The sequence below is a fragment of the Acidimicrobiales bacterium genome (assembly GCA_035316325.1).
GTDB lineage: Bacteria > Actinomycetota > Acidimicrobiia > Acidimicrobiales > VFJN01 > DASXTK01.
In genome coordinates, this window is sequence record DATHJB010000147.1 from 17,172 (window position 1) to 37,960 (window position 20,789).

At 73.0% G+C, this 20,789-nt stretch carries 22 protein-coding genes; 9 read left to right on the plus strand and 13 right to left on the minus strand.

Annotated elements, in window-relative coordinates; translation table 11 throughout:
- Positions 1 to 13 precede the first annotated feature (13 nt).
- The gene (locus VK611_19250; GenBank protein HMG43476.1) at positions 14 to 979 is read right to left on the minus strand and encodes a YafY family protein; all 966 of its coding nucleotides are present in this window, start codon (positions 977 to 979) and stop codon (positions 14 to 16) included.
- Positions 980 to 1,032: 53 nt separating this feature from the next.
- Between VK611_19250 and VK611_19255 the strand changes: the two genes are divergently transcribed.
- Positions 1,033 to 1,215 carry a hypothetical protein gene (locus VK611_19255; GenBank protein HMG43477.1) on the plus strand — a complete coding sequence of 61 codons (183 nt, stop codon included), beginning with the start codon at positions 1,033 to 1,035 and terminating at the stop codon, positions 1,213 to 1,215.
- On the opposite strand, the gene VK611_19260 is transcribed toward VK611_19255, so the two are convergent.
- On the minus strand, positions 1,184 to 2,719 hold the full coding sequence (locus tag VK611_19260) for an AMP-binding protein (GenBank protein ID HMG43478.1): 1,536 nt from the start codon (positions 2,717 to 2,719) through the stop codon (positions 1,184 to 1,186). The genes VK611_19255 and VK611_19260 overlap by 32 nt on opposite strands.
- Positions 2,720 to 2,861: 142 nt before the next feature.
- Between VK611_19260 and VK611_19265 the strand changes: the two genes are divergently transcribed.
- Together VK611_19265 and VK611_19270 are read left to right on the plus strand one after the other, a co-directional pair.
- Complete coding sequence (locus VK611_19265) at positions 2,862 to 3,653, plus strand: SDR family oxidoreductase (protein HMG43479.1); 792 nt, start codon at positions 2,862 to 2,864, stop codon at positions 3,651 to 3,653.
- A 25-nt stretch (positions 3,654 to 3,678) separates the two neighbouring features.
- A complete protein-coding gene (locus VK611_19270; protein ID HMG43480.1) occupies positions 3,679 to 4,473 on the plus strand; it encodes an NAD(P)-dependent oxidoreductase in 795 nt (264 codons plus the stop codon).
- On the opposite strand, the gene VK611_19275 is transcribed toward VK611_19270, so the two are convergent.
- Both VK611_19275 and VK611_19280 read right to left on the minus strand, forming a co-directional pair.
- Positions 4,470 to 5,360 (minus strand): CoA ester lyase, encoded by an 891-nt coding sequence (locus tag VK611_19275; GenBank protein HMG43481.1) that lies wholly within the window; start codon positions 5,358 to 5,360, stop codon positions 4,470 to 4,472. The genes VK611_19270 and VK611_19275 overlap by 4 nt on opposite strands.
- 5 nt (positions 5,361 to 5,365) lie before the next feature.
- Positions 5,366 to 6,436, minus strand: coding sequence for a CoA ester lyase (locus tag VK611_19280; GenBank protein HMG43482.1), 1,071 nt, complete (start codon positions 6,434 to 6,436; stop codon positions 5,366 to 5,368).
- 80 nt (positions 6,437 to 6,516) lie between these two features.
- Between VK611_19280 and trpS the strand changes: the two genes are divergently transcribed.
- The gene (trpS, locus tag VK611_19285; GenBank protein ID HMG43483.1) at positions 6,517 to 7,509 is read left to right on the plus strand and encodes a tryptophan--tRNA ligase; all 993 of its coding nucleotides are present in this window, start codon (positions 6,517 to 6,519) and stop codon (positions 7,507 to 7,509) included.
- A 201-nt stretch (positions 7,510 to 7,710) separates the two neighbouring features.
- On the opposite strand, the gene VK611_19290 is transcribed toward trpS, so the two are convergent.
- From VK611_19290 to VK611_19300, 3 genes are all read right to left on the minus strand, one after another.
- Positions 7,711 to 7,962 carry an antitoxin gene (locus VK611_19290; protein ID HMG43484.1) on the minus strand — a complete coding sequence of 84 codons (252 nt, stop codon included), beginning with the start codon at positions 7,960 to 7,962 and terminating at the stop codon, positions 7,711 to 7,713.
- A gap of 124 nt (positions 7,963 to 8,086) precedes the next feature.
- Positions 8,087 to 8,734 carry a response regulator transcription factor gene (locus VK611_19295; protein HMG43485.1) on the minus strand — a complete coding sequence of 216 codons (648 nt, stop codon included), beginning with the start codon at positions 8,732 to 8,734 and terminating at the stop codon, positions 8,087 to 8,089.
- The gene (locus VK611_19300; protein ID HMG43486.1) at positions 8,731 to 9,900 is read right to left on the minus strand and encodes a PspC domain-containing protein; all 1,170 of its coding nucleotides are present in this window, start codon (positions 9,898 to 9,900) and stop codon (positions 8,731 to 8,733) included. Before VK611_19300 ends, VK611_19295 begins: the two co-directional genes overlap by 4 nt.
- 112 nt (positions 9,901 to 10,012) lie before the next feature.
- On the opposite strand from VK611_19300, the gene VK611_19305 reads away from it, so the two are divergent.
- From VK611_19305 to VK611_19315, 3 genes are read left to right on the plus strand one after another with little or no spacing between them, the layout of a single operon-like run.
- Complete coding sequence (locus VK611_19305; GenBank protein HMG43487.1) at positions 10,013 to 11,323, plus strand: PspC domain-containing protein; 1,311 nt, start codon at positions 10,013 to 10,015, stop codon at positions 11,321 to 11,323.
- Complete coding sequence (locus VK611_19310) at positions 11,310 to 11,564, plus strand: hypothetical protein (GenBank protein HMG43488.1); 255 nt, start codon at positions 11,310 to 11,312, stop codon at positions 11,562 to 11,564. The genes VK611_19305 and VK611_19310 overlap by 14 nt, the downstream gene beginning before the upstream one ends.
- Positions 11,565 to 11,612: 48 nt before the next feature.
- Positions 11,613 to 12,587 (plus strand): hypothetical protein, encoded by a 975-nt coding sequence (locus VK611_19315; protein ID HMG43489.1) that lies wholly within the window; start codon positions 11,613 to 11,615, stop codon positions 12,585 to 12,587.
- Positions 12,588 to 12,603: 16 nt separating this feature from the next.
- On the opposite strand, the gene VK611_19320 is transcribed toward VK611_19315, so the two are convergent.
- Genes VK611_19320 through VK611_19330 form a run of 3 tightly spaced genes read right to left on the minus strand, consistent with a single transcriptional unit; the run spans position 12,604 to position 15,088 of the window.
- Entirely contained in the window at positions 12,604 to 12,960 is a 357-nt protein-coding gene (locus VK611_19320; protein ID HMG43490.1) for an ArsC/Spx/MgsR family protein, read from the minus strand.
- A gap of 11 nt (positions 12,961 to 12,971) precedes the next feature.
- On the minus strand, positions 12,972 to 14,414 hold the full coding sequence (locus tag VK611_19325; GenBank protein HMG43491.1) for a HAMP domain-containing sensor histidine kinase: 1,443 nt from the start codon (positions 14,412 to 14,414) through the stop codon (positions 12,972 to 12,974).
- Positions 14,411 to 15,088, minus strand: coding sequence for a response regulator transcription factor (locus VK611_19330; GenBank protein ID HMG43492.1), 678 nt, complete (start codon positions 15,086 to 15,088; stop codon positions 14,411 to 14,413). Before VK611_19330 ends, VK611_19325 begins: the two co-directional genes overlap by 4 nt.
- A gap of 101 nt (positions 15,089 to 15,189) precedes the next feature.
- On the opposite strand from VK611_19330, the gene VK611_19335 reads away from it, so the two are divergent.
- Positions 15,190 to 15,978, plus strand: a complete 789-nt coding sequence (locus VK611_19335; protein HMG43493.1) for a hypothetical protein — start codon at positions 15,190 to 15,192, stop codon at positions 15,976 to 15,978.
- Positions 15,979 to 15,980: 2 nt separating this feature from the next.
- Here VK611_19335 and VK611_19340 read toward each other — a convergent pair whose 3' ends face one another.
- Both VK611_19340 and VK611_19345 read right to left on the minus strand, forming a co-directional pair.
- Positions 15,981 to 17,393, minus strand: a complete 1,413-nt coding sequence (locus tag VK611_19340) for a DUF1707 domain-containing protein (protein HMG43494.1) — start codon at positions 17,391 to 17,393, stop codon at positions 15,981 to 15,983.
- Between the two features lie 34 nt (positions 17,394 to 17,427).
- Complete coding sequence (locus VK611_19345) at positions 17,428 to 18,372, minus strand: SMP-30/gluconolactonase/LRE family protein (protein ID HMG43495.1); 945 nt, start codon at positions 18,370 to 18,372, stop codon at positions 17,428 to 17,430.
- 113 nt (positions 18,373 to 18,485) lie between these two features.
- Between VK611_19345 and VK611_19350 the strand changes: the two genes are divergently transcribed.
- Positions 18,486 to 20,078 carry an Hsp70 family protein gene (locus VK611_19350; GenBank protein HMG43496.1) on the plus strand — a complete coding sequence of 531 codons (1,593 nt, stop codon included), beginning with the start codon at positions 18,486 to 18,488 and terminating at the stop codon, positions 20,076 to 20,078.
- A gap of 17 nt (positions 20,079 to 20,095) precedes the next feature.
- Here the strand turns inward: VK611_19350 and VK611_19355 are convergent, their stop codons facing one another.
- Positions 20,096 to 20,752: a hypothetical protein gene (locus VK611_19355; GenBank protein HMG43497.1), complete on the minus strand. Its 657-nt coding sequence runs from the start codon at positions 20,750 to 20,752 to the stop codon at positions 20,096 to 20,098.
- Positions 20,753 to 20,789: the final 37 nt, after the last annotated feature.

A 20,789-nucleotide genomic window follows, 5' to 3' on the forward strand; every position in this document is an offset into this window, starting at 1 on the left:
CGTTCGTCACCCCTCAGGGGACGCGGAGCAGGCGGCGGGCCAGGCTGCGGACCTCCTTGCGGAGCTGCGGCGGGTGGATGATCTCGAAGCCGAACGGGAGCGAGGCCAGGTAGCGGGCGATCCAGTCGAGGTCGTCGGCGCCGGTGCGCAGCAGGGTGCCGCCCTCGGCGGGCTCGAGCTGCCCGGCCAACGGGCTCACCGACTCGGCGGCGACGTCCGGCTCGACCAGGAGCAGCACCTCGGCCTGCCACTCGTAGCCCGCGACCGCGATGCCCTCGGTGACCATGCCGGCCGCGTCGGGCTCCTCGCTGCGGACGAAGCGGTGGCCGGTGAGCTCCGGGTCGCGCAGGCGGTCGACCCGGAACGTGCGCCAGGCCTGGCGGTCGAGGTCGTAGGCGACCAGGTACCAGCGGCGGTTGGTGCTCACCAGCCGGAAGGGCTCGACGCGGCGGGCGGTGACGTTGTCGGAGCGGTCGGTGTAGCCGAAGCGCAGGCGCTCGGGGAGGCGGCAGCCCTGGGCCAGGGTGAGCAGCACGTCGGGGCTGACGCCGGGGTTGGGGCCGCGGTTGGCGTTGCCGATGAGGAGGGTGGTGCCGGCCAGCGACTGGACCCGCTCGCGCAGGCGGGCGGGGAGCATCTGCTCGAGCTTGGCCAGCGCGGCGACCGCTGCGTCCTCGGAGCCGCCGAGGTTGCCGGTGGCGGCCGCCCGGAGGCCGGTGGCGACGGCGACGGCCTCGTCGTCGGTGAGCAGCAGGGGCGGCAGCTCGCCACCCGAGCCGAGCTGGTAGCCGCCGAGGGGACCGGGGTCGGCTTCGACGGGATAGCCCAGCTCACGCAGGCGGGTGACGTCGCGGCGGACGGTGCGCGGGGTGACCCGGAGGCGCTCGGCGAGCTCCTCCGCGGTCCACCGGGGTCGGGACTGGAGCAGCGACAGCAGCTCCAGCAGCCGCCCCGACGAGGAAACTTTCACGTCTGTCATTTATCCAGGAGATGCGGACCGTTCCTGTCCTCATCATTCCGTACCGTGACCTCATGATCAACCGCATGACGGAACACCCGATGGAGCACTACCTCGCCGAAGAGCGCCGTCAGGAGATGATGGCCGCGGCCGCCCGCAGCCGGCTGGCCACGGGGGTGCGCGACCACCGCACGCGCCGGTTGCGGCGTCTCGCCAGCGGCTGGGTCAGCCGTGTCCTGCCGGGTCGGCCGTCGTGACCTGGCCGCCGGCTCGGTCACCGGCCAGGGCGGAGCGACGCACCTTCCCGGCGTCGTCCCGCACGGGTTCGGAGGTGAGCTCCCATGAGCGCGGCTGCTTGTAGCGCACCAGCCGCTCGGCCAGGTGCGCACGCAGCTCCTCCTCGCCGGCATCGCCCACCAGGTGCACCACCGCGTGCACCACCTGGCCCAGGTCGTCGTCCGGCAGGCCGATCACGGCGCACGACTCCACCGCGGGATGCTCGAGCAGGGCACCCTCCACCTCGGCCGGGTACACGTTGGCTCCGCCGGAGAGGATCAGGTCCTTGCGGCGGTCGGTGAGGTAGACGAACCCCTCGTCGTCCATCCGGCCCATGTCGCCGATCGACTCCCAGCTGCCGCGGCGCTCGGTTTCGGCGCCGATGTAGCGGTAGGTGGAGCTGCCGCCCTTGGTCCGCATGTAGATCTCGCCGACCTCGCCAGCGGGGAGCGCCTCGCCATCGGGGCCGAGGACCACCATCTCGCCGGTCACGGGCTTGCCCACCGACCCGGGGTGCTCCAGCCACTGGGTGCCGTCGATGACCGTCGCCGCCTGTGCCTCGGTGCCGCCGTACAGCTCGAACAGCTTCTCGGGGCCGATCAGGTCGATCCACGCCCGCTTGAGCCACTCGGGACAGGGCGCGGCCATGTGCCACACGCGGCGGAGCGAGCCGAGGTCGTAGGTCCGGCCGCCGGTCTGCTCGGCAGCCTCGATCGTCCGGAGGATGCGGCTCATCATCGTGGGCACCAGGTTCACGATGTCGACCCGGTGGCGTTCGATCGCGTCGAGCGCGGCGGTGGCGTCGAAGCGGGGCAGGAGGACCACGTGCTGGCCGGCCAACACGCCGAGCGACGCGAACAGGAACGGGGCGTTGTGGTAGAGCGGCCCGGGCACCAGCTGGCCCTTGCCGGCGGCGATGCCGAACAGCTGGAGCGCCAGGTGGTCGAAGCGGCCGGGCTGGCCGGCCACGATCAGCTTGGGGCGTCCGGTGCTGCCGCCGGAGGTCGGGGCCTTCCACGACGGCGAGACCACCTCGTCGAGCGGCGTGGCGTCGATGCCCGGGTCGGGGACGAAGCCGGTCGGGATGCAGACCCGCTCGCCGTGCTCACCGTGCTCGCCCGGCTCGATGCCGACCACGATGCGGCTGTCGGCCAGCTCGACGATGGCCTGGCGCTCCCGCAGCGGCAGCTTCGACGACACCGGCTGCGGGATGGCCCCGAGCTTCCACGTCGCCAGGGCGGCGGCCACGAAGTCGGCGCTGTTGCCGAGGGCGATGGTCACCATGTCGCCCTGCGTCACGCCGTGCTGCTGGTACACCCGCGCCAGCCGGTTGGCCCAGGCCTCCATGTCGGCCCGCGTCACGGTCGTCCCGTCGCAGGTGACGATCGGTGCCGCCGGCGCCTGCTCGGCGAGCCACGTCATGACGCTGCCGAGCGGCATCCCCGCCGGCGCCAGCTCGTCGCCGGGCTCCTCGGTCGCCGTCATGCCTCGACCGACCTGTGGTTGGTCGTCGCTCCCAAGGTCGCCCCCCGTGTCTCGTCCGGTCGGTTGCGGCTGCGAGGCTACCGGCGCCGTGGCTCGGGCGACTCGGGCGACCTGGGCGGCGGGGCAGTACTGTCCGGCAGCGATGAGTCGACGGCACGCGGTGGTGACCGGGGCGTCGTCGGGGATCGGGGAGGCGACGGCCCGGGCGCTCGCAGGAGCGGGGCACCCTGTGGTGCTCGGGGCGAGACGGCTCGAGCGGTGCGAGCAGGTGGCCGAGGAGATCCGGGAGGCCGGGGGCAGCGCCCTCGCCGTGCGGCTCGACGTGGGCGACGCCGACTCCGTCGCCGCGTTCGTCACCCGGGCCGCGGCGTTCGGTCCGATCGACGTCCTGGTGTCGAACGCCGGCGACGTGCTCGCCAGCAACGCCGCCGAGACCGCGCCCGACGACTTCGCCGCCCAGCTGTCGGTGAACCTGCTGGCCGCCCAGCGGCTGGTGTCGCTGGTGGTGCCGAAGATGATCGAGCGGCAGCGGGGCGACGTGGTGTTCGTGACCTCCGACGTGACCCGCGTCCCCCGGCCCCGGATGGCGTCGTACGTCACCTCGAAGTGGGGCCTCGAGGGCCTGGCCCGGGCGCTGCAGCTGGAGCTGGAGGGCACCGGCGTGCGGGCGTCGATCGTCCGGCCCGGGCCGACCGCCAGCGAGCAGGGCTGGACCTGGTCGGAGGAGACCATCGAGGTCGTGCTGAAGGAGTGGAAGCGCCACGGCCTGCTGCGCCACGGTGGCTACCTGTCGCCGGAGGGCGTGGCCGGTGCGGTGCTGGCGGTGGTGTCGGCGCCGCGGGGGACGCACCTCACCCTGGTGGAGGTCGAACCCGAGGCACCCCTGCGTGACCGGCCCGAATGGCGCCCGCCGCCCGGCTACAGGCAATCCTGAACGAGACCGCTGGGAGGCACGTCGGATGGGGACCACGGACGTGGTGGGGTTCGTCGGGTTGGGGCAGATGGGCTCGCCGATGGCGAGCCACCTCGTGTCGTGGCCGGGCGGGCTGGTGGTGTGCGACGCCCGGGCCGAGGCCCGCGACATCCTCGCCGACCGCGGCGCCCAGGTGGCCCGGACGCCCGCCGACGTGGCCGGGCTCGCCGACGTCGTCTCCGTGATGGTGCTCGACGACGAGCAGGTGAAGGAGGTCGTGCTCGGGCCCGACGGGATCCTCGCCGCCCGCCGGGAAGGTCTGGTCATCGGCCTGCACTCCACGATCCACCCCACCACCGCCGAGCGGCTGGCGGAGCTGTGCGGGCCCCGCGGGGTCGCCGTGGTCGACGCCCCGGTGAGCGGTGGATCCGTCGGTGCTCGTGAAGGGCGGCTGGCGGTGATGGTCGGCGGCGACGACGAGGCCGTCGAGCGCTGCCGGGGACCGTTCGGGATGTGGGCGGAGCTGTTCGTCCACACCGGGCCGGTGGGGTCGGGCACCCGGGCCAAGCTGGCCGGCGACCTCGTCCACCACGTGTCGCGGGCGGCGGTGGTCGAGGCCCAGCGGCTGGCGGCGGCAGCCGGGATCTCGCTGGACGACCTGGTCCGGGTGGTCCGCCACAGCGACGCGATCACGTCCTGGCACGACACGACCGCCCACGGGCGCGACGTGGGGACCCAGGACCTGCTGCTGGTGCTGAAGGTGGGCCACGAGCTCGGCGTCGACCTGCCGCTCGCCCGTGTCGCCCTCGACGGCCTCGCCGCCGACCCGCCCCGGAGCTAGCCCGGCGACAGCTCCGCGATGGCGGCGGCGAGCGCCAGGGTGCGGCGGGCCTGGTCGACGTGCATGTTCTCGACCATGCGGCCGTCGACGGTGACGACGCCGCGGCCCTCGGCGGTGGCGGTCTCGAAGGCGTCGATGATGCGCTGCGACCGCTCGACGTCGTCGGGCGCGGGGGCGAACACCCGGTTGCACGGCTCGACCTGCGACGGGTGGATCAGCGTCTTGCCGTCGAAGCCCAGGTCGCGGCCCTGGACGCACTCGGCCTCGAACCCCTCGGGGTCCTTGATGTCGTTGTAGACGCCGTCGAGGATCACCTTGCCGGTGGCGCGGGCGGCCAGGAGGCACAGCCCGAGGCCCGTCAGCAGCGGCCCCCGTCCGGGGACGTGCGCCGCCTGCAGCTCCTTGGCGAGGTCGTTGGTGCCCATCACCAGCACCGACACCCGCTCGGAGGCCGCGGCGACCGCCTCGGCGTGCAGCATGGCGACGGGCGTCTCCAGCATCGCCCAGATGCGGGTGTGGTCCGGGGCGCCCCCGGCCTCCAGGGCCTTCTCGATGGCGTGGACGGCGTCGGCCGAGTCGACCTTGGGCACCACCACGGCGGCCGGCCCTGCCGACGCGATGGCCCGCAGGTCGTCGTCGTGCCACGGCGTGCCGATGCCGTTGGCCCGGATCGTGACCTCGCGGTGGCCGTAGCGGCCCGACGTGGCCGCCTCGCACACCCGGTCGCGGGCCTCGGCCTTGGCGTCGGGGGCGACGGCGTCCTCCAGGTCGAGGATCAGGGCGTCGGCCGGCAACCCGGCGGCCTTCTCGAGCGCCCGCTCGTTGGCGCCCGGCATGTAGAGCACCGACCGTCGGGGCCGGAGGCTGTCGTCGTCGTACCCACCCATCGCGCTCAGTCCTCCTCGATCGCCTTGTAGGCGGCGGCCAGCTCGGGATCCTTGGTGGCGAGGGCGTCGGCCAGCTCGACCATCACCTTGCACTGCTTCACGGAGGCGTCGTCCTCCATCTTCCCGTCGAGCATGATCGCCCCGGTGCCGTCGCCCATGGCGGCGATCACCCGGCGGGCGTGGCGCACCTCCTCGGGCGGCGGCGAGAACACCCGGCGGGCGATGTCGATCTGCACCGGGTGCAGGCTCCACGCCCCGACGCAGCCGAGCAGGAAGGCGTTGCGGAACTGGTCCTCGCAGGCGACGACGTCCTTGATGTCGCCGAAGGGCCCGTAGAACGGGAGGATGCCGTTGGCGGCGCAGGCGTCGACCATGCGGGCGATCGTGTAGTGCCAGAGGTCCTGCTGGAAGACGGCCCGGGGCGCCTCGACGGCGGCCTCGTCGTTGCCGGTCGGGTCCTCCCGCACCAGGTAGCCGGGGTGGCCGCCGCCGACCCGGGTGGTCTTCATGCGGCGGCTGGCGGCCAGGTCGGCCGGCCCCAGCGACAGGCCCTGCATGCGGGGGCTGGCCGCGCAGATCTCCTCGACGTTGGCCACGCCCCGGGCGGTCTCCAGCAGGGCGTGCAGCAGGATCGGCCGCTCCAGGCCCGCCTTGGCCTCCAGCTGGGCGACGAGGCGGTCGACGTAGTGGATGTCCTCGGCGCCCTCGACCTTGGGGATCATGACGACGTCGAGCTTGTCGCCGATCGCCGGCACGAGCCGAAGCAGGTCGTCGAGGCCCCAGGGCGAGTCGAGCGAGTTCACCCGGGTCCAGAACTGGGTGTCGCCGAAGTCGTTCTCCTGGCCGACGCGGACCAGGCCCTCGCGGGCGGCCTCCTTGTTGTCCGCCGGGATGGCGTCCTCGAGGTTCCCGAGCAGGATGTCGACCTTCTCGGCCATCTGCGGGACCCGGGCGGCGAGCTTCTCGTTGCTCGGGTCGAAGAAGTGGATCATCCTCGACGGGCCGAAGGGGATCTCCCGGAGGGGGGCGGGCGCACCGACGGCCAACGGGCGGAAGAAGTCCTTGGGCGAGCGCATGGCGACACAGTAGGTAGCGACATCGCCGTCAGCAGAAATCGTCCTGCGACCACGGCCGGATCGGGCACGATGGGGGCTCCATGAGCGACACCCCGAGGCCTCGCATCTTCTCCGGCATCAAGCCCACCGGCCACGTGCACCTGGGCAACTACCTGGGGGCGCTGAAGCACTGGGCCCGTGAGCAGCACAACGCCGACGCGCTGTACTGCGTGGTCGACCTGCACGCCCTCACCGTCGAGCACGACCCGGCCGAGCTGCGGGACCAGACCCGCGAGCTGTGCGCCGTGCTGCTCGCCGTCGGCCTCGACCCCGCCGTGTGCACCCTGTTCGTGCAGAGCCACGTGCCCGAGCACACCGAGCTGAGCTGGCTGATGGAGTGCACCGCGTCGTTCGGGGAGATGCAGCGGATGGTGCAGTTCAAGGACAAGTCGGAGGGCCGCACGTCGGTGCGGGTGGGCCTGCTGACCTACCCGGCGCTCATGGCGGCCGACATCCTGCTGTACCGGACCACCCACGTCCCGGTGGGCGACGACCAGCGCCAGCACCTGGAGCTCAGCCGCACCCTGGCCCAGCGCTTCAACCACAACTACGGCGACACGTTCACCGTGCCCGAGGCCGTGGTGCCCCCGATCGGCGCCCGGCTGATGGACCTGCAGAACCCCGCGGGGAAGATGGGCAAGTCGTCGGACTCGCCCCAGGGCACGATCTACCTGCTCGACGACGCCGCCACGGTGAAGCGCAAGGTGATGCGGGCGGTCACCGACACCGACAACGAGGTGCGCTACGACGTCGCCGCCAAGCCGGGAGTGTCGAACCTGCTGTCGATGCTGTCGGCCTGCACCGACGCGAGGCCGCCCGAGGAGCTCGCCGAGCGCTACACGCAGTACGGCCCGCTGAAGGGCGACACGGTCGAGGCGGTCAACGCCCTGCTCGACCCCATCCGCACCCGCTACGCCGAGCTGGAGGCCGACCCCGGCTACGTCGAGAAGCGCTACCAGGAGGGCGCCGACAAGGCCCGCGCCCTGGCGGCCTCGACCCTGGCGGCCGCCAAGCACGCCATCGGGCTCACCTAGGCCGTCACTCGCCGGAAATTGCGTTCGTCGGCCCGCTCCAGGCGGGTTTTCGAACGCAATTTCGGTGAAGGGTGCCCGAACGCGCCTCGATCCACCCGTCGGTGTCGGCGAGGAGACCGTGGGTGGATCGAGGTCTGGCAGCGATCACGAGCGAGGCCGTCGAGGCCGGACGCGAGCGCTGTCGTTCGCTGAGGACGACTGCTACTGCGGTAGGTCCAGGGTGGGATCTTCGTCTTCGTCGGACATGTTCTCGACCGCGTTCTTCGCGGAGTCCTGGGCCGAGTCGACCTTGTCCTCGAACTTGTGGCCGGTCACCTTGTCGACCGCATCGCCACCGGTGTCGATGGCACCGTCGACCTTGTCCTCGTGCTTCCCGACCAGGTCGCCCGCCTTGTCCTTGAGCTCGCCCGCCATGTCTTTGGCCTTGTCGAAGATGCTCTGGCCTTCGCTCATCTGGGTGTTCCCTTTCTGCTCATCTCGGCGCCCGCCAGGGCTCCCGCAGATCGGTACGCGTTCCCACGCAGATCGGAGGCAGGGGTGCCACCTCGCGTACCCGTCCGCCCCCGTGCGGCAAACGTCACAGGAGCTTGCGCTGCGCCGCCCAGCGGGTGAGCTGGTGGCGGCTGGAGAGCTGCAGCTTGCGGAGCACCGCCGAGGCGTGCGACTCGACCGTCTTCAGCGAGATCGCCAGCTCGTGGGCGATCTCCTTGTAGGCGTAGCCCCGGGCCAGGTGCTGCATGACCTGCTGCTCGCGGGGTGTGAGCTGGTCGAGCTCGGAGGCGACCGGCTCGCTCGGCGTCCCGGTGAAGGCGTCGAGCACGAATCCCGCGAGGTGGGGCGAGAACACGGCGTCGCCGTCGGCCACCCGCCGGATCGCCTCGGCCAGCTCGCCGCCGTCGATGTGCTTGGTGACGTACCCGCGGGCGCCGGCCCGCACCAGGTCGATGACGTCCTCGGGGGCGTCGGACACCGAGAGCCCCAGGAAGCGCACCGGCAGGCCACGGTCGCGCAGGGCGTCGATCACCTCCCGGCCGCTGCTGCCGGGTAGGTGGACGTCGAGCAGCACCACGTCGGGCAGGGTCGCCTCGATGGCCGCCACGGCCGACGGCACGTCCTCGGCCTCGCCCACCACCTCCACCGCGTCGCCCAGCTCGGCGATCACCCCGGCCCGGAACAGCCGGTGGTCGTCGACCACCACCACCCGGGGCCTCGGGCCTGCGCTCACGCCGTCAGCTCCACGCGCAGGCGGACCTCGGTGCCGGCGCCCGGGGCGGTGCGGACCTGCGCGCTGCCGCCGGCGCGGTCGAGGCGGGCGACGATCGAGTCGCTGATGCCCTTGCGGTCCGGGGCCACGTCCTCCAGGCGGAACCCGTGCCCCCGGTCGCGCACGTACAGCTCGACGTAGCCGGGCCGCAGCTCGGCGTAGAGCGACAGCGTGCGCTCGCCGCTGAACTTGGCGGCGTTCACCAGTGCCTCCCGGGCCGCGTAGATGACGGTCTGCAACGTCGGCTCGACGGGCCCGTCGCCCACGGTGACGTTGTCGACGTGGACCAGGTGCTGGTCCTCCACCTCGGCGACCATCGCCTCGATGGCCTCCCGGAAGCCCCGGCCGTCGTGGGGGTCGGGGGCGCTGTAGAGCCAGCGGCGCAGCTCCCGCTCCTGGTGGCGGGCCAGCGCCGCCATCAGCTGGGGGTCGTCGGAGCGCTTCTGCAGGAGGGTGAGCGTCTGCAGCACCGAGTCGTGCAGGTGGGTCGCCACCTCGGCCCGCTCGTCGGCCCGGATGCGCTCCCGCCGTTCCTCGGCGAGCCGGCGGGTGAGCTGCACCACCCAGGGGGCGAACGCCAGCAGCACCCCGGCCGCCACCACGGCGACCGCCACCAGCCCGTCACGCAGCACCGCCATCGGCAGGTCGGCGGCGCCGAGGTAGGCGAACCCGCCCAGCACCAGCAGCAGGCCACCGGCCGACCGGGCGGCGTGGCTGCGGGCCTCGTCCGGCGTGAGCGCCCCGCCGGCGGGCGCGTCGAGGTTCAGCTCCCGCCACCCGAGCACCAGCAGGGCGCCCACGACGGCGGTCGGCCACACCAGGAGGTCGTGGAACCCCGCGGCCTCCGACCGCAGCACCAGGAGCGCCCCGGCGGTGGCGACCAGCACGCCGAAGCGGCGGGCGGGCAGGGCCGCCAGCGACGGCCGGGGCCGCTCCGGCAGCTCGCGGCGCCACACCAGCGCCGGCCACAGCGCGGCGTAGAGCACCGCGCCCCAGCCGCCGGCCACCGTCAGCACGACGAAGGCGGCCCGCACCGGCAGCACGTCGACGTCGAACCGCCGCGCCACGGTGGCGGCGACGCCCAGCACCAGCGGTTCGTCGCCGTCGATGCGGGCCGGTCGTTCCATCCGCCGGATTGTCGCAGAGCGCCGCAGCCCGGACATCAGGGTCAACCCCGAGGCGCGCCTGAGGGAAGTGCCCTGATGGCGTGGTTGTCGCAGTCGGCGGATGATGCCGGGCATGGTCGACGAGACAGAACCCGAGGACGAGCCGCCGCCACCCCGACGGCCCGCCCGCCTGCTCGAGCGGGGCCCGGACCGCTACCTCGGCGGGGTGGCGAGCGGCGTCGCCCGTGCCTTCGACGTCGACCCGCTCGTCGTGCGGGTGGCGCTGGTGGCGGTGGCCCTGTACATGCCGCCGTCCGTGGTGCTGTACGCCCTGGCGTGGCTGGTGCTGCCCGACCAGCGCACGCACCGGTCGCTCCTGTCCGCCGCCGTGGGCGGCCACGACGTGGCACCGGCGCTGGGCGTCGCCGCCCTCGGTCTGGGCGCCGCCGTGCTGGCGCCGGAGCTGGGGCCCGGCGGCGACGGTGGCCTCACCTTCGGCGTGGTGCTGCTGGGCCTGGGCTTCCTCCTGGTCACCGGGAGGGTCGGGACACGATCGGAGCCGCCCGGGCCGCCGTGGTCCGATCCGCCGCCGCCACCCCGCTCCGACGCGCCGCCCCCGCCATCGTCGGGGTCGCCGCCGCCGCCGGTGCCGTCGCCCCCACGCCAGAAGGCGTACCTCGGGTGGTTCGGCATCTCGGCCCTGGTGCTGCTGGTCGGCGGCTTGGCTGCCGCGGACCAGGGGTGGGAGCCCGTGCAGCCGGGCGTGGCCGTGTCGCTGGGCCTGCTGCTCCTCGGTGCCGTGCTGTGCGTGGCGGCCTGGCGGGGCCGGGCGCGGGTGCTGCTGCCCGTCGGCGTGGTCCTGCTGCCGCTGTGGATCGGGCTGTCGGCCTCCGACGTCCCCCGGTTCGAGGGCGACGGCGACGTGCAACGCGTGGTCGCCGCCGACGAGCCCCTGCCGGCGGCGCTCCGGCACGGCTACGGCAACCTCACGGTCGACCTGACGGCCGCCGACTTCCCGGCGGGGGAGCGGCAGCGGATCTACGTCGGCCTCACCGCCGGGCGGGTGTTCCTCCGCGTGCCCCGGGACGTCCACCTGGACATCCGCGGCGACGTCGGTATGGGCACGGTCGACGTGTTCGACGGCTGGCAGGTGGGCGACAGCGGGCCCTACCTGCTGCAGGAGGTCGACCGGACCCTCGGCGAACCCCGCGACCTCTGCCAGTCCTACGAGACGTACGAGGAGCCGCCGCTCCCGTCGATCTCCTCGCTGGTCGAGCAGCCTGGCGAGCCGACGACATCGACCACAACGACGACCGTCGAGTACTTCGACACGACGACGGGCGACCCCTGCACCCCGGCACAGCCCCTGGAGAACCCCGCCGAGCTCGAGCTGGTGCTCGACGTCGGCATCGGCATCGTGGAGGTGCACCGTGACCCGACATGAGCTCGACCCGGTCTCGCTGGTCGGCGGGATCCTCTTCCTCGCCTTCGGCGTCGTCGGCCTGCTCCACGGCGCCGGCTGGATCGAGGGCGGCTCGCTGTTCTGGGCGGCCGTCGTCGTGCTCGCCGGCCTCGGCGCCGTCGGCGTGGCCCGCTCGGTCGTCGGCCTGCTCCGGGTCACCCCCGACCACGAGGCGTACGACAGCGTTCCGCCGGGCGAAAACGCCCCGAAAACCCCGTCATAACGGGCACATCTACATCTGATCGCCGCGGGAGCGGGGAATCCTTCTCCCATGTTCGACCGTGACTCAGGCTCGATGCGACTGCCCCGGCGTCGTGAGCGTGGTGGCCGGCTGGTGGCCCTGCTGGCCGTCGTCGGTGGCGTCGTGGTGGTCCTGCTGTTCCTCCAGTCCAACCTCATCGATCTGCCGGACTGGTTCGCCGGTGGCGAGAGCGATCCCGCGCCGCGGGGCACCGTCGAGTACAAGGGCCAGCAGGCCAAGTCGGCCTCCGAGAACTTCCTCGTCGACATCGGCGACGGCGAGGCGACCGTGTCGGTGAAGGCCAAGCAGAACTGGGACACGCCGGGCAACGTGATCAGCGGCGACTTCCAGTCGACCAACGGCACGTCCAGCGTGGCCGACCCCGACGACCGCGACGTCCCCGCCAGCCTCAAGGTGCGCGTCGACTACTGCGCCGACGGGCTGATCACCAGCTTCGAGCCCGTCGACCCCGGGGAGGGCGAGCCCACCCGGGCCATCCGCTTCGAGATGGGCGACCTGTTCGTGTGCAACGCCACGCTGGAGCACTCGGTGCAGAACGACGCCGCGTTCAAGCAGGACGACACGCCGAACATCTTCCACGGCGAGTTCACCAGCTTCGTGGCCCGCGCCGCCGAGTGGACCGCGGCGGCCGCCGAATGCCCCACCGAGGAGCTGGAGGAGTTCCAGAGCGACGCCTTCGTCGGCCACGTGACCTCCACGCTGGCGGAGCAGTACGGCATCGCCGAGGCCGACGTCGAGGTGGTGCCCGGCACGCCCGGCACGACGTCGGACCGCATGCAGGCGCGGCTGCGGGAGCGGCTGGAGAGCTACGCCAACGCCGAGGACCCCGACGACCCGGACGAGACCTACGAGGCGCTCGACATCCAGTACCTGAGCGCCGACGGCGAGGCCGTGGCCGACTCCTGCTACCGCGAGCCCGGCAGCCGCAGCCTCGACCAGCTCGACCAGGTCAACGCGCCCGACCCCGACGAGCCGGCCCGCTGACCCCGGCCGAGCACGACTAGGACTTCAGGAACTCGGGGACCCGGTCCTTGGGGCGGCCGATGATGGCGCGGTCGCCCTTCACCAGGATCGGGCGCTGCAGCAGGCGCGGGTGCTCGATCAGGAGCCCGATCACGGCATCCGGGGTCGTGTAGTCGGCGGGGTCGAGGCCCAGGCCCTTGAAGAACGGGTCCTTGCGGACCAGGTCGGCCACCGGGTCCTCCAGCTTGGCGATCAGGTCCTCCAGCGCCGGCCGGTCGAGCGGGGTCTTGAGGTACTCGACCACCTCGGCGTCGACGCCCTCGGCGGCGATCTCGTCCATGGCGTGCCGGGACGTGGAGCAGTTCTTGTTGTGGAGGATCGTGAGGTCGGCCATCCCCGGGGAACCTATCCGGCGCCGTCACCGGGGGTGCGGGGGAGGTGGACCTCGAACCGGGCGCCGTCCGCCGTCCCGTCGCCGTTCGTCGTCGGGTCGACCGCGGCGACCGTGCCGTGGTGGCGGCTGACGATCTCCTGGACGATGGCGAGGCCCAGGCCGGCGCCGCCGGCGTCGCGGGTGCGGGCGTCGTCGAGGCGGGTGAAGCGCTCGAAGATGCGGACCCGGTCCTCGGCCGGGATGCCCGGGCCGTCGTCGGCCACCACCAGCACCAGCTGGTCGTCGTCCTCGGTGAGCGAGAACCGCACGGTGCCGTCGGCGTGGCGCTCGGCGTTGTCGGCCAGGTTGCGGACCAGGCGGGCCAGCTGCCCGGCGTCGCCCACCGTCTGGCCGGCCGACACCGCGTGCACGTCGACGTCGACCCGGCCCCGGTCCCGCAGCCGGCGGGCCTCCCGCAGCACCAGGTCGTCGACGTCGACGGGGGCGAACGCCGCACGGTTGGCCCCGGCGTCGGCCTTGGCCAGGTGCAGGAGGTCGTCGATGAGGCCCTGCATCGCCAGCGCCTCGTCGAGCACCCGCTGCTCGGTGGCCGCCCGGTCCGCCCTCTGGGGGTGGGCGATGTCGACTTCCAGGTCGGAACGGATGCGGGTGAGCGGGGTGCGCAGCTCGTGGGAGGCGTCGGCCACGAAGCGCTGCTGGCGGCGCTGCGCCTGCTCCACCCGGTCGAGCATGGCGTTCATCGTGCGGGCCAGGCGGGCGATCTCGTCGTCGGTCGGCGGCACCGGCACCCGGGTGTCCAGGTCGCTGCCGCCCATCAGCGCCACCTCGCTACGGATCGCCTCCACCGGCCGCAGGGTGCGCCCGGTCAGCCACCACACCACCACGGCCAGCAGGATGGTCACGATCGGGATCACCCACAGGAGCAGGGCGCCGAGGACCTCGGCGCTCTCGCGGACCTCGTCGATGTCGGTGGCGACGTGGACGACCACCCAGTCGGTGTCCAGGCCGTCGACGGGCACGATGCGGGACAGCAGCCGGAAGTCGTCGTCGTCGACGGGCAGGTCGTCGACCGTGTGGAAGGCATCGTCGTAGCCGACCGGGTCCTCCGCGATGGGCCGGCCGTGGGTGGCGATGTTGGCGCTCTGGTTGAGCACCTTGCCGTCGTCGTCCACCATCTGGACGACGTTGTCCTCGTCGCCCCGGCCGCCCCACACGCGGTCGAAGGCGTCGTCGGGGTGGTCGGAGCGCAGCAGCGCCTCGATCTCGTCGGCCCGCTGCCGCAACGTCGTGTCGACGCCGTCGGTCAGCAGCTCGCGCTGGGCGGTCACCAGGCCGACGCCGGTGAGTGCGAGGACCACCAGCACCACCACGGCGGCCAGCGCCGTGAGCCGGAAGCGCACCGTGCCCACGTGGGAGCGCCACTGGGCGCGCAGCCACTCCACCGGGCGGTTCAACCCCCCTGGGGGTCGAGGCGGTAGCCGACCCGCCGCAGGGTCTCGATGCTGTGACGGCCGAAGGGCTCGTCGATCTTGTTGCGGAGGCGGCGGATGTACACCTCGACGATGTTGGGGTCGCCCTCGAAGTCGAAGTCCCACACGCCGTCGAGGATCTCGGTCTTGGAGACGGCCTGGCCGGCCCGCCGCATGAGGAACTGGAGGACGGCGAACTCGCGGGCGGTCAGCGGGATCGACGTGTCGCCCCGCCAGGCGCGGTGCTCGACCGGGTCGACGCGCAGGTCGCCGACCTCGAGCGGCGCCGGTGGCCGGCCGCCGGTCCGTCGCAGCAGAGCCCGCAGCCTGGCCACCAGCACCGGGAACGAGAAGGGCTTGGTGAGGTAGTCGTCGGCACCGGTGTCGAGCGCCTCCGTCTCGTCGAGATCGCCCTCCTTGGCGGTCAGCACCAGGATCGGCGCCCAGTTGCCGGCCTCCCGCAGCGCCGAGCACACCTGGAAGCCGTTGCGCCCGGGCAGCATCAGGTCGAGGACGATGGCGTCGTAGCTGCCCTCGGTGGCGAGCCACAGGCCGTCGGTGCCGTCGAAGGCGACCTCGACGCTGAAGCCCTCGGCCTCGAGCCCGCGCTTGACCGCGGTGGCGATCTTCTTGTCGTCCTCGACGAGCAGCACCTTCATCCGATGTCATCCTGGCGCATCGGCGCCATGATGGGGCGTTTCGGCTGAACCGGCGCTGAACGCTCAGCGGTCGTTCAGCCACCGTGCCGGAGGGTGTCAGCATGATGCACACCCCGAAGACCACGTCGCTCGTCGTGCTCGTTGCCCTGTTGGGGGCGGCCTGCGGCGACGACGACAGCTCGACGTCCACGCCGACGCCGGAGACCACCGCCCCGGCCGACGCGGTGCCGGTGATCGACCCCGGCGACGGCGGCGACTACGCCCCCGAGCTCGACCCGGCCGACTTCGTCGACGGCGTCGACAACCCCTACATGCCGCTGCTGCCGGGCACGACCTGGCACTACGAGGGCCTCGACGCCGGCGAGAAGGAGGTCGACGACGTGGTCGTGACCGACGAGCGCAGGGAGATCCTCGGCATCTCGGCCGTGGTCGTGCGCGACACGGTGTCCGACGCCGACGGCAACCTCATCGAGGACACCTACGACTGGTACGCCCAGGACCTCGAGGGCAACGTCTGGTACCTGGGCGAGTCGTCCTCCGACTACGAGGACGGCGAGGTCGTGAGCACCGAGGGCTCCTGGGAGGCGGGTGTCGACGGCGCCTACGCCGGCATCGTGATGCCGGCCGACCCGACGGTCGGGCACGCCTACCGCCAGGAGTACTACGCCGGCGAGGCCGAGGACCTGGGCGAGATCATCGAGGTCGGTGCCGGTCCGCAGACCGTTCCTGCGGGGACGTACGAGGACCTCGTGGTCACCCGCGACTGGAACCCGCTCGATCCCGAGGTCGTCGAGGAGAAGACCTACGCCCCCGGCGTCGGCGTGATCCACGAGACCAAGGTCGAGGGCGGCGACGCCGAGGTCGAGCTGGTGACGACGACGGCCGATTAAAGCTAGAGCAGCACCCGATGGACCCGCCAGGGCTGGGAGATGCCCTTGAGGGACACGTCCTCACCGCCTTCGAAGCCCAGGTCACTGGCGGAGGCGGTGAGGTCGCGGGTGAGGCCCGACACCACGATCTCGCCCGGCTGGGCCACGTCGGCGATGCGGGTGGCGACCACCACGTTCTGCCCGAAGATGTCGTCCTCGGTGGCGACCACCTCGCCGGTGTGGAGGCCCAGCCGCAGCGTCACCGGCACGTCGGGGTGGTCCTTGCGGTAGTCGCCCATGGAGCTCTGGATGGCGATGGCGGCGAGCACCGCGGCCCGGGCGCTGGGGAAGACGACCAGGAAGCCGTCGCCCTGGGCCTTCACCTCGGTGCCGCCGTGCGCCGCGACGTGGCGGCGGACGATGACGTTGTGCGCCTGCAGCACCGCGAGCCAGCTCTGGTCGCCCAGCTCCTCGGCCAGCTTGGTGGAGCCGCAGATGTCGGACACCAGGATCGTCAGCGTGCCCGGAGGGATGCGGCTCTCGCCGTCGTCGGCCCTGGTGGCGGCGTCGGTGGGCGAGGCGGCGTCGCCGTTCCGGCCGACCGGCGCCGGGGCGGGTTCCGCCTCGCGGCTCGGCATCTCGGGGATCTGGTCCGACACGGTGGGGCCACCGAGCGCCCGCTCGATCTTTGCCCTGGCCAGGTCGAGCGCATCGGCCGCCCGCTCGTGGGCATCGGTGACCGCGTCGGCCGCGTAGCCGTGCACGTCGGCCCGACGCTCGTGGCGGTCGCGGCGGTGGTCCCGCAACGCCTCGCGGAGGCGGCCCTTCTTGCGCGGGTTGCGGATGGTGACACCGCCCCACATGCCGGTCGCGTGCACCCGGATCAGCGGCGCGCCCGGGATCGGCGGCACGTTGCGCACCAGGTTGGTGGTGCCGCCCATCACCACGAAGCCGCCGACGTCGACGGGGATGCCCTCGGGCAGCCGGATGGTGACGCCGCCCATCAGAGCGGTGGCCCGGATGTCGACCACGGGCGACTCGATCGTGGCGTTCGTCAGGTCGATGAACACCGAGCCCCAGAAGGCGAAGGCGCGGATCTCCGGTGGTGCCCGCCACGGCCCGCGGGCCGTCGCCGAGCTCATGATCCCCACGAACCGGCGCCGGCGGGGCGTGGCGACGGCCACCGCGTCCTGGCCCGAGCCGAACGTGGCCGGGGTGGTGGTGCCGACGGTGGCGGGGACGGGAGGGCCCAGGTCGCCGGGCAGGTCGGCGAGGACCACCTCGAGGTCGGCCCGGGTCTGGGCGGCGTACACCTGGCCCGCCCGGTCGGCGAACTCGTCGAGCGTCAGACGCCCGTCGCTCGTGTGCCGCCGCAGCATGTCGACCACACGCTGGCGCTCGGCGTCACCGATCCGCACCCCTCCCGGATCCGCCATATCTACCCAGTCTCGCGCGAAAGCGTGGGACTCATCAGGCCCGGTAGGTGAGACGTCCGGCACGGCGATGCCAGTCGAAGGCGACCAGCTGGCCGGTGCCCGACAGGGTGGCGTAGGCGGTGCCGTCGTCGCCGAAGGCGATGTTGGTGGTGAGCGGGTCGGGGAGCGGGATGCGCTCGACCTGGGTGCCGTCGGGCGACACCGCGGTGATGCCGCCGTGCACCAGGGTGGCCACGCACACCCAGCCCTCGCCGTCGACGGCCAACGAGTCGAACAGCATGTGGCCGCCGGGGTCGAGCAGCGTCGCGCCGCCGCCCGCGCCCACCGGGTTGCTGCCCGTCACCTCGCCCGGGCCGGTCACGTCCCAGGCCCAGAGGCGCCCGGTGTGGGTCTCGGCGACGTAGAGGCGATCGCCGTCGGGGGACAGGCCGATGCCGTTGGGGGCGTCGAGCGGGAAGATCACCTCGGCGGGCTCGCCGTCGAACGGGAGGTAGTGGACGCCGGTGCGGTCGCTGCTGCGGGACTCGCGCACGCCGTGGTCGGTGAACCAGAGTCCACCGGTGGCGTCGAACACCAGGTCGTTGGGCGCCCGCAGCTTGCGGCCCGAGCTGGTGGTGAACAGGGTCTCCACCTTGCCGGTGTCGAGGTCGACCCGCTGGACGCAGCCGTGGCCGGGGTAGGTCGACGGCGGTGGGCTGTCGGGGATCAGGAGGCCCATCCGCTCGACGTAGTCGAAGCAGCCGCCGTTGTTGACCACCCAGACGGCGCCGTCGGGCCCGATCGCGGCACCGTTGGGGCCGCCGCCCAGCTCGGCCACCACGTCGACGCTGCCGTCGGTGCCCACCCGGCTGAGGGTGCCCCGGGCGATCTCGGTGACCAGCACCGACCCGTCGTCGAGGACGACGGGCCCTTCGGGGAAGCGCAGCCCCGTGGCGATCACCCGCAGGTCGGCCGGCTCGATCGTGGTCGCATCGCTCATGTCATGACGGTCTAGCGAAACCCTGGCGGCCGCGCTCGGCAAAGGTGCCGGCGTGGGCCACTATGGGCGGTGGGCGGAGATCGGCAACAGGAAGGACCCGGAAGGCGGGCATGATGCCCTACTACCTCGGCATCGACGTCGGCACCACCTACACCGCCGCCGCGGTCTGGCGCGACGGGCGGGTGGAGGTCGCCAGCCTGGGGCTGCGCGCGCCCGTGGTGCCGTCGCTGGTCTTCGCCCCGGACGACGGCGGCGCCCTGCTGATGGGCGAGGCGGCGCAGCGGCGGGGGATGGTGGAGCCGCAGGGCCTGGCCCGGGAGTTCAAGCGCCGCCTCGGCGACCCCACGCCGATCGTCATCGGTGGTGGCACCCACACGGCCGAGGCGCTGATGGCCCGGATGGTGCGCTGGGTGGTCGACACCGTCACCAGCCAGGAGGGCGGCCCGCCGGCGGCGATCAGCGTGTCGCACCCCGCCAACTGGGGCACCTACAAGCTCGACCTGCTCGGCGGCGCCGTCGAGGCGGCCGACGTCGACGACGTCTCGATGGTCACCGAGCCCGAGGCCGCCGCGATCCACTACGCCTCGCAGGAGCGGATCGGCACCGGTTCGGTGGTGGCGGTCTACGACCTGGGCGGCGGCACGTTCGACGTGGCGCTGCTGCGCAAGGTCGACAAGGGCTGGGAGATCCTGGGCGAGCCCGAGGGCATCGAGCGGCTCGGCGGCATCGACTTCGACGAGGCCGTGTTCCGCCACGTCGTCACGTCCACGGACAGCGCCCTCGAGGACCTCGACCCCGACGACCCCAAGGTCCTGGGCGCGGTGGCCCGGCTGCGGCGCGAGTGCGTCGACGCCAAGGAGGCCCTGTCGTCCGACTCGGCGGTGTCGATCCCGGTGCTGCTGCCGCCCGACGTGCAGGCCGACGTGCGTCTCACCCGGGCCGAGTTCGAGCAGATGATCCGGCTGCCGCTGCGCGACTCGATCGAGGCGCTGCGCCGGGCGCTGCGGTCGGCCAAGGTCGACGTGGCCGACATCGACCAGGTGCTGCTGGTGGGCGGCTCGTCGCGCATCCCGCTGGTGGCCCAGCTGGTGGCGTCGGAGCTGGGCCGGCCGGTGGCGGTCGACGCCCATCCCAAGTACGCGGTGTCGCTGGGGGCGGCGATCCTGGCGGCCGAGGGCAGCTCCGCCGACCCGGTGCTCACCAGCCAGATCGTGATCCCGGTGGTCGAGGCGCCCGTCCCCGCGCCCGCGCCCGTGCCACTGCCCGACGACGACGTCACCGAGGACTCGCCGCTGGCCCGACCGTCACCGCCGCACGGGACGCCGGCTCCCGTGCTCCCCCCGCCGCCTCCCGTCGAGGAGCCGATGCTCGCACCGTCGGCCTCGGTGTTCGCCGACGCCACCGAGGTGGCGCAGCCGGTCGCGCCCGCAGCTCCTGCCCGAGGCGAGACCCGGCGGGTGCACGTGCCGGCACCGATGGTCGCGCCGACGCCGGCCACCCCGGCGCGGGTGCGCTCCAGCAGCGGCGGCTACCCGGCGATGGCCGCGCCCCGACGTCGTCGGCGGGGCTTCTTCGGGCGGCTGGCGTGGTGGTGCGCGGTGCTGGTGGTGGTCGCGTCGGTCGGGGTGGCGGGGGTGCTCGTCCTCGAGGCGACCAACCCGGACGCCCTCGACATCGACTTCGAGCAGATCTACTCCGGCAGCTGAAGCCGGCACGGCCCGGGCTACGCGGTGGCGGCCAGCGGGCGCGCCGGGACCTGCTCCAGCACGTGCCAGCGGCGGCCGTCGAGCACCATGGCGTCGCTGACGGCGGCCTCGTGGGGTGGGGGCGGGAGCGACTCGCTGCCGTCGCCGAGCGTCAGCGACACCGCCCACCCCGTGTCGCTGCGGGAGCGGTAGCAGGCCCGGTAGGGGCCGCCGCGGTGGCGGTCGTCGACAATCGTGATGGCGTGGTCGCCCACCTGGGCCAGCACGCCGTGCCCGTCGGCCCGCACCAGCGACAGGCACGTCCCCTTCGACCCCGAGAGGCGGCGCCACACCTCGGTGTACGGCACCGTGCGGCTCGCCCGGGGGAAGTAGCCCTGGCACACCAGTTCGCCGCCATGCCACGACACCTCGGCGGTGTCGCCGCCGTCGTCGCTGTCGGGGTCGCCGTAGAGGTCCAGCTTGTGGTTCCAGGAGAGGTGCGGGTCGCGCCACTCGAGGGTTCCGGCGAACGACATGGCGGGGTGCTCGTCGGTCCGGCCGGGGAACGGCAGCCGGATGTCACCGAACACCGTCCCGGTCTGCACCCAGATGACCTGCGCCGGCTCGCACCAGGGACCACCGTCGACGGACAGCGAGACCCGCTGCCAGACACCTCGGAACCGCTCGGGGATCATGCCCGTACCTGTCTCCTTCCGTGGCCGCCAACCGCTG

What these genes read in the sequence shown, in the direction of transcription:
- VK611_19315 (HMG43489.1), top strand. Translation starts at nt 11,613, where the DNA reads ATGTTCGACCGTGACTCAGGCTCGATGCGACTGCCCCGGCGTCGTGAG.
- VK611_19345 (HMG43495.1), bottom strand. Translation starts at nt 18,372, where the DNA reads ATGAGCGATGCGACCACGATCGAGCCGGCCGACCTGCGGGTGATCGCC.
- VK611_19275 (HMG43481.1), bottom strand. Translation starts at nt 5,360, where the DNA reads ATGGGTGGGTACGACGACGACAGCCTCCGGCCCCGACGGTCGGTGCTC.
- VK611_19250 (HMG43476.1), bottom strand. Translation starts at nt 979, where the DNA reads ATGACAGACGTGAAAGTTTCCTCGTCGGGGCGGCTGCTGGAGCTGCTG.
- VK611_19260 (HMG43478.1), bottom strand. Translation starts at nt 2,719, where the DNA reads ATGACGGCGACCGAGGAGCCCGGCGACGAGCTGGCGCCGGCGGGGATG.
- VK611_19335 (HMG43493.1), top strand. Translation starts at nt 15,190, where the DNA reads ATGATGCACACCCCGAAGACCACGTCGCTCGTCGTGCTCGTTGCCCTG.
- VK611_19320 (HMG43490.1), bottom strand. Translation starts at nt 12,960, where the DNA reads ATGGCCGACCTCACGATCCTCCACAACAAGAACTGCTCCACGTCCCGG.
- VK611_19300 (HMG43486.1), bottom strand. Translation starts at nt 9,900, where the DNA reads ATGGAACGACCGGCCCGCATCGACGGCGACGAACCGCTGGTGCTGGGC.
- VK611_19330 (HMG43492.1), bottom strand. Translation starts at nt 15,088, where the DNA reads ATGAAGGTGCTGCTCGTCGAGGACGACAAGAAGATCGCCACCGCGGTC.
- VK611_19280 (HMG43482.1), bottom strand. Translation starts at nt 6,436, where the DNA reads ATGCGCTCGCCCAAGGACTTCTTCCGCCCGTTGGCCGTCGGTGCGCCC.
- VK611_19340 (HMG43494.1), bottom strand. Translation starts at nt 17,393, where the DNA reads ATGGCGGATCCGGGAGGGGTGCGGATCGGTGACGCCGAGCGCCAGCGT.
- VK611_19265 (HMG43479.1), top strand. Translation starts at nt 2,862, where the DNA reads ATGAGTCGACGGCACGCGGTGGTGACCGGGGCGTCGTCGGGGATCGGG.
- VK611_19355 (HMG43497.1), bottom strand. Translation starts at nt 20,752, where the DNA reads ATGATCCCCGAGCGGTTCCGAGGTGTCTGGCAGCGGGTCTCGCTGTCC.
- VK611_19305 (HMG43487.1), top strand. Translation starts at nt 10,013, where the DNA reads ATGGTCGACGAGACAGAACCCGAGGACGAGCCGCCGCCACCCCGACGG.
- VK611_19290 (HMG43484.1), bottom strand. Translation starts at nt 7,962, where the DNA reads ATGAGCGAAGGCCAGAGCATCTTCGACAAGGCCAAAGACATGGCGGGC.
- VK611_19255 (HMG43477.1), top strand. Translation starts at nt 1,033, where the DNA reads ATGATCAACCGCATGACGGAACACCCGATGGAGCACTACCTCGCCGAA.
- VK611_19350 (HMG43496.1), top strand. Translation starts at nt 18,486, where the DNA reads ATGCCCTACTACCTCGGCATCGACGTCGGCACCACCTACACCGCCGCC.
- trpS (HMG43483.1), top strand. Translation starts at nt 6,517, where the DNA reads ATGAGCGACACCCCGAGGCCTCGCATCTTCTCCGGCATCAAGCCCACC.
- VK611_19270 (HMG43480.1), top strand. Translation starts at nt 3,679, where the DNA reads ATGGGGACCACGGACGTGGTGGGGTTCGTCGGGTTGGGGCAGATGGGC.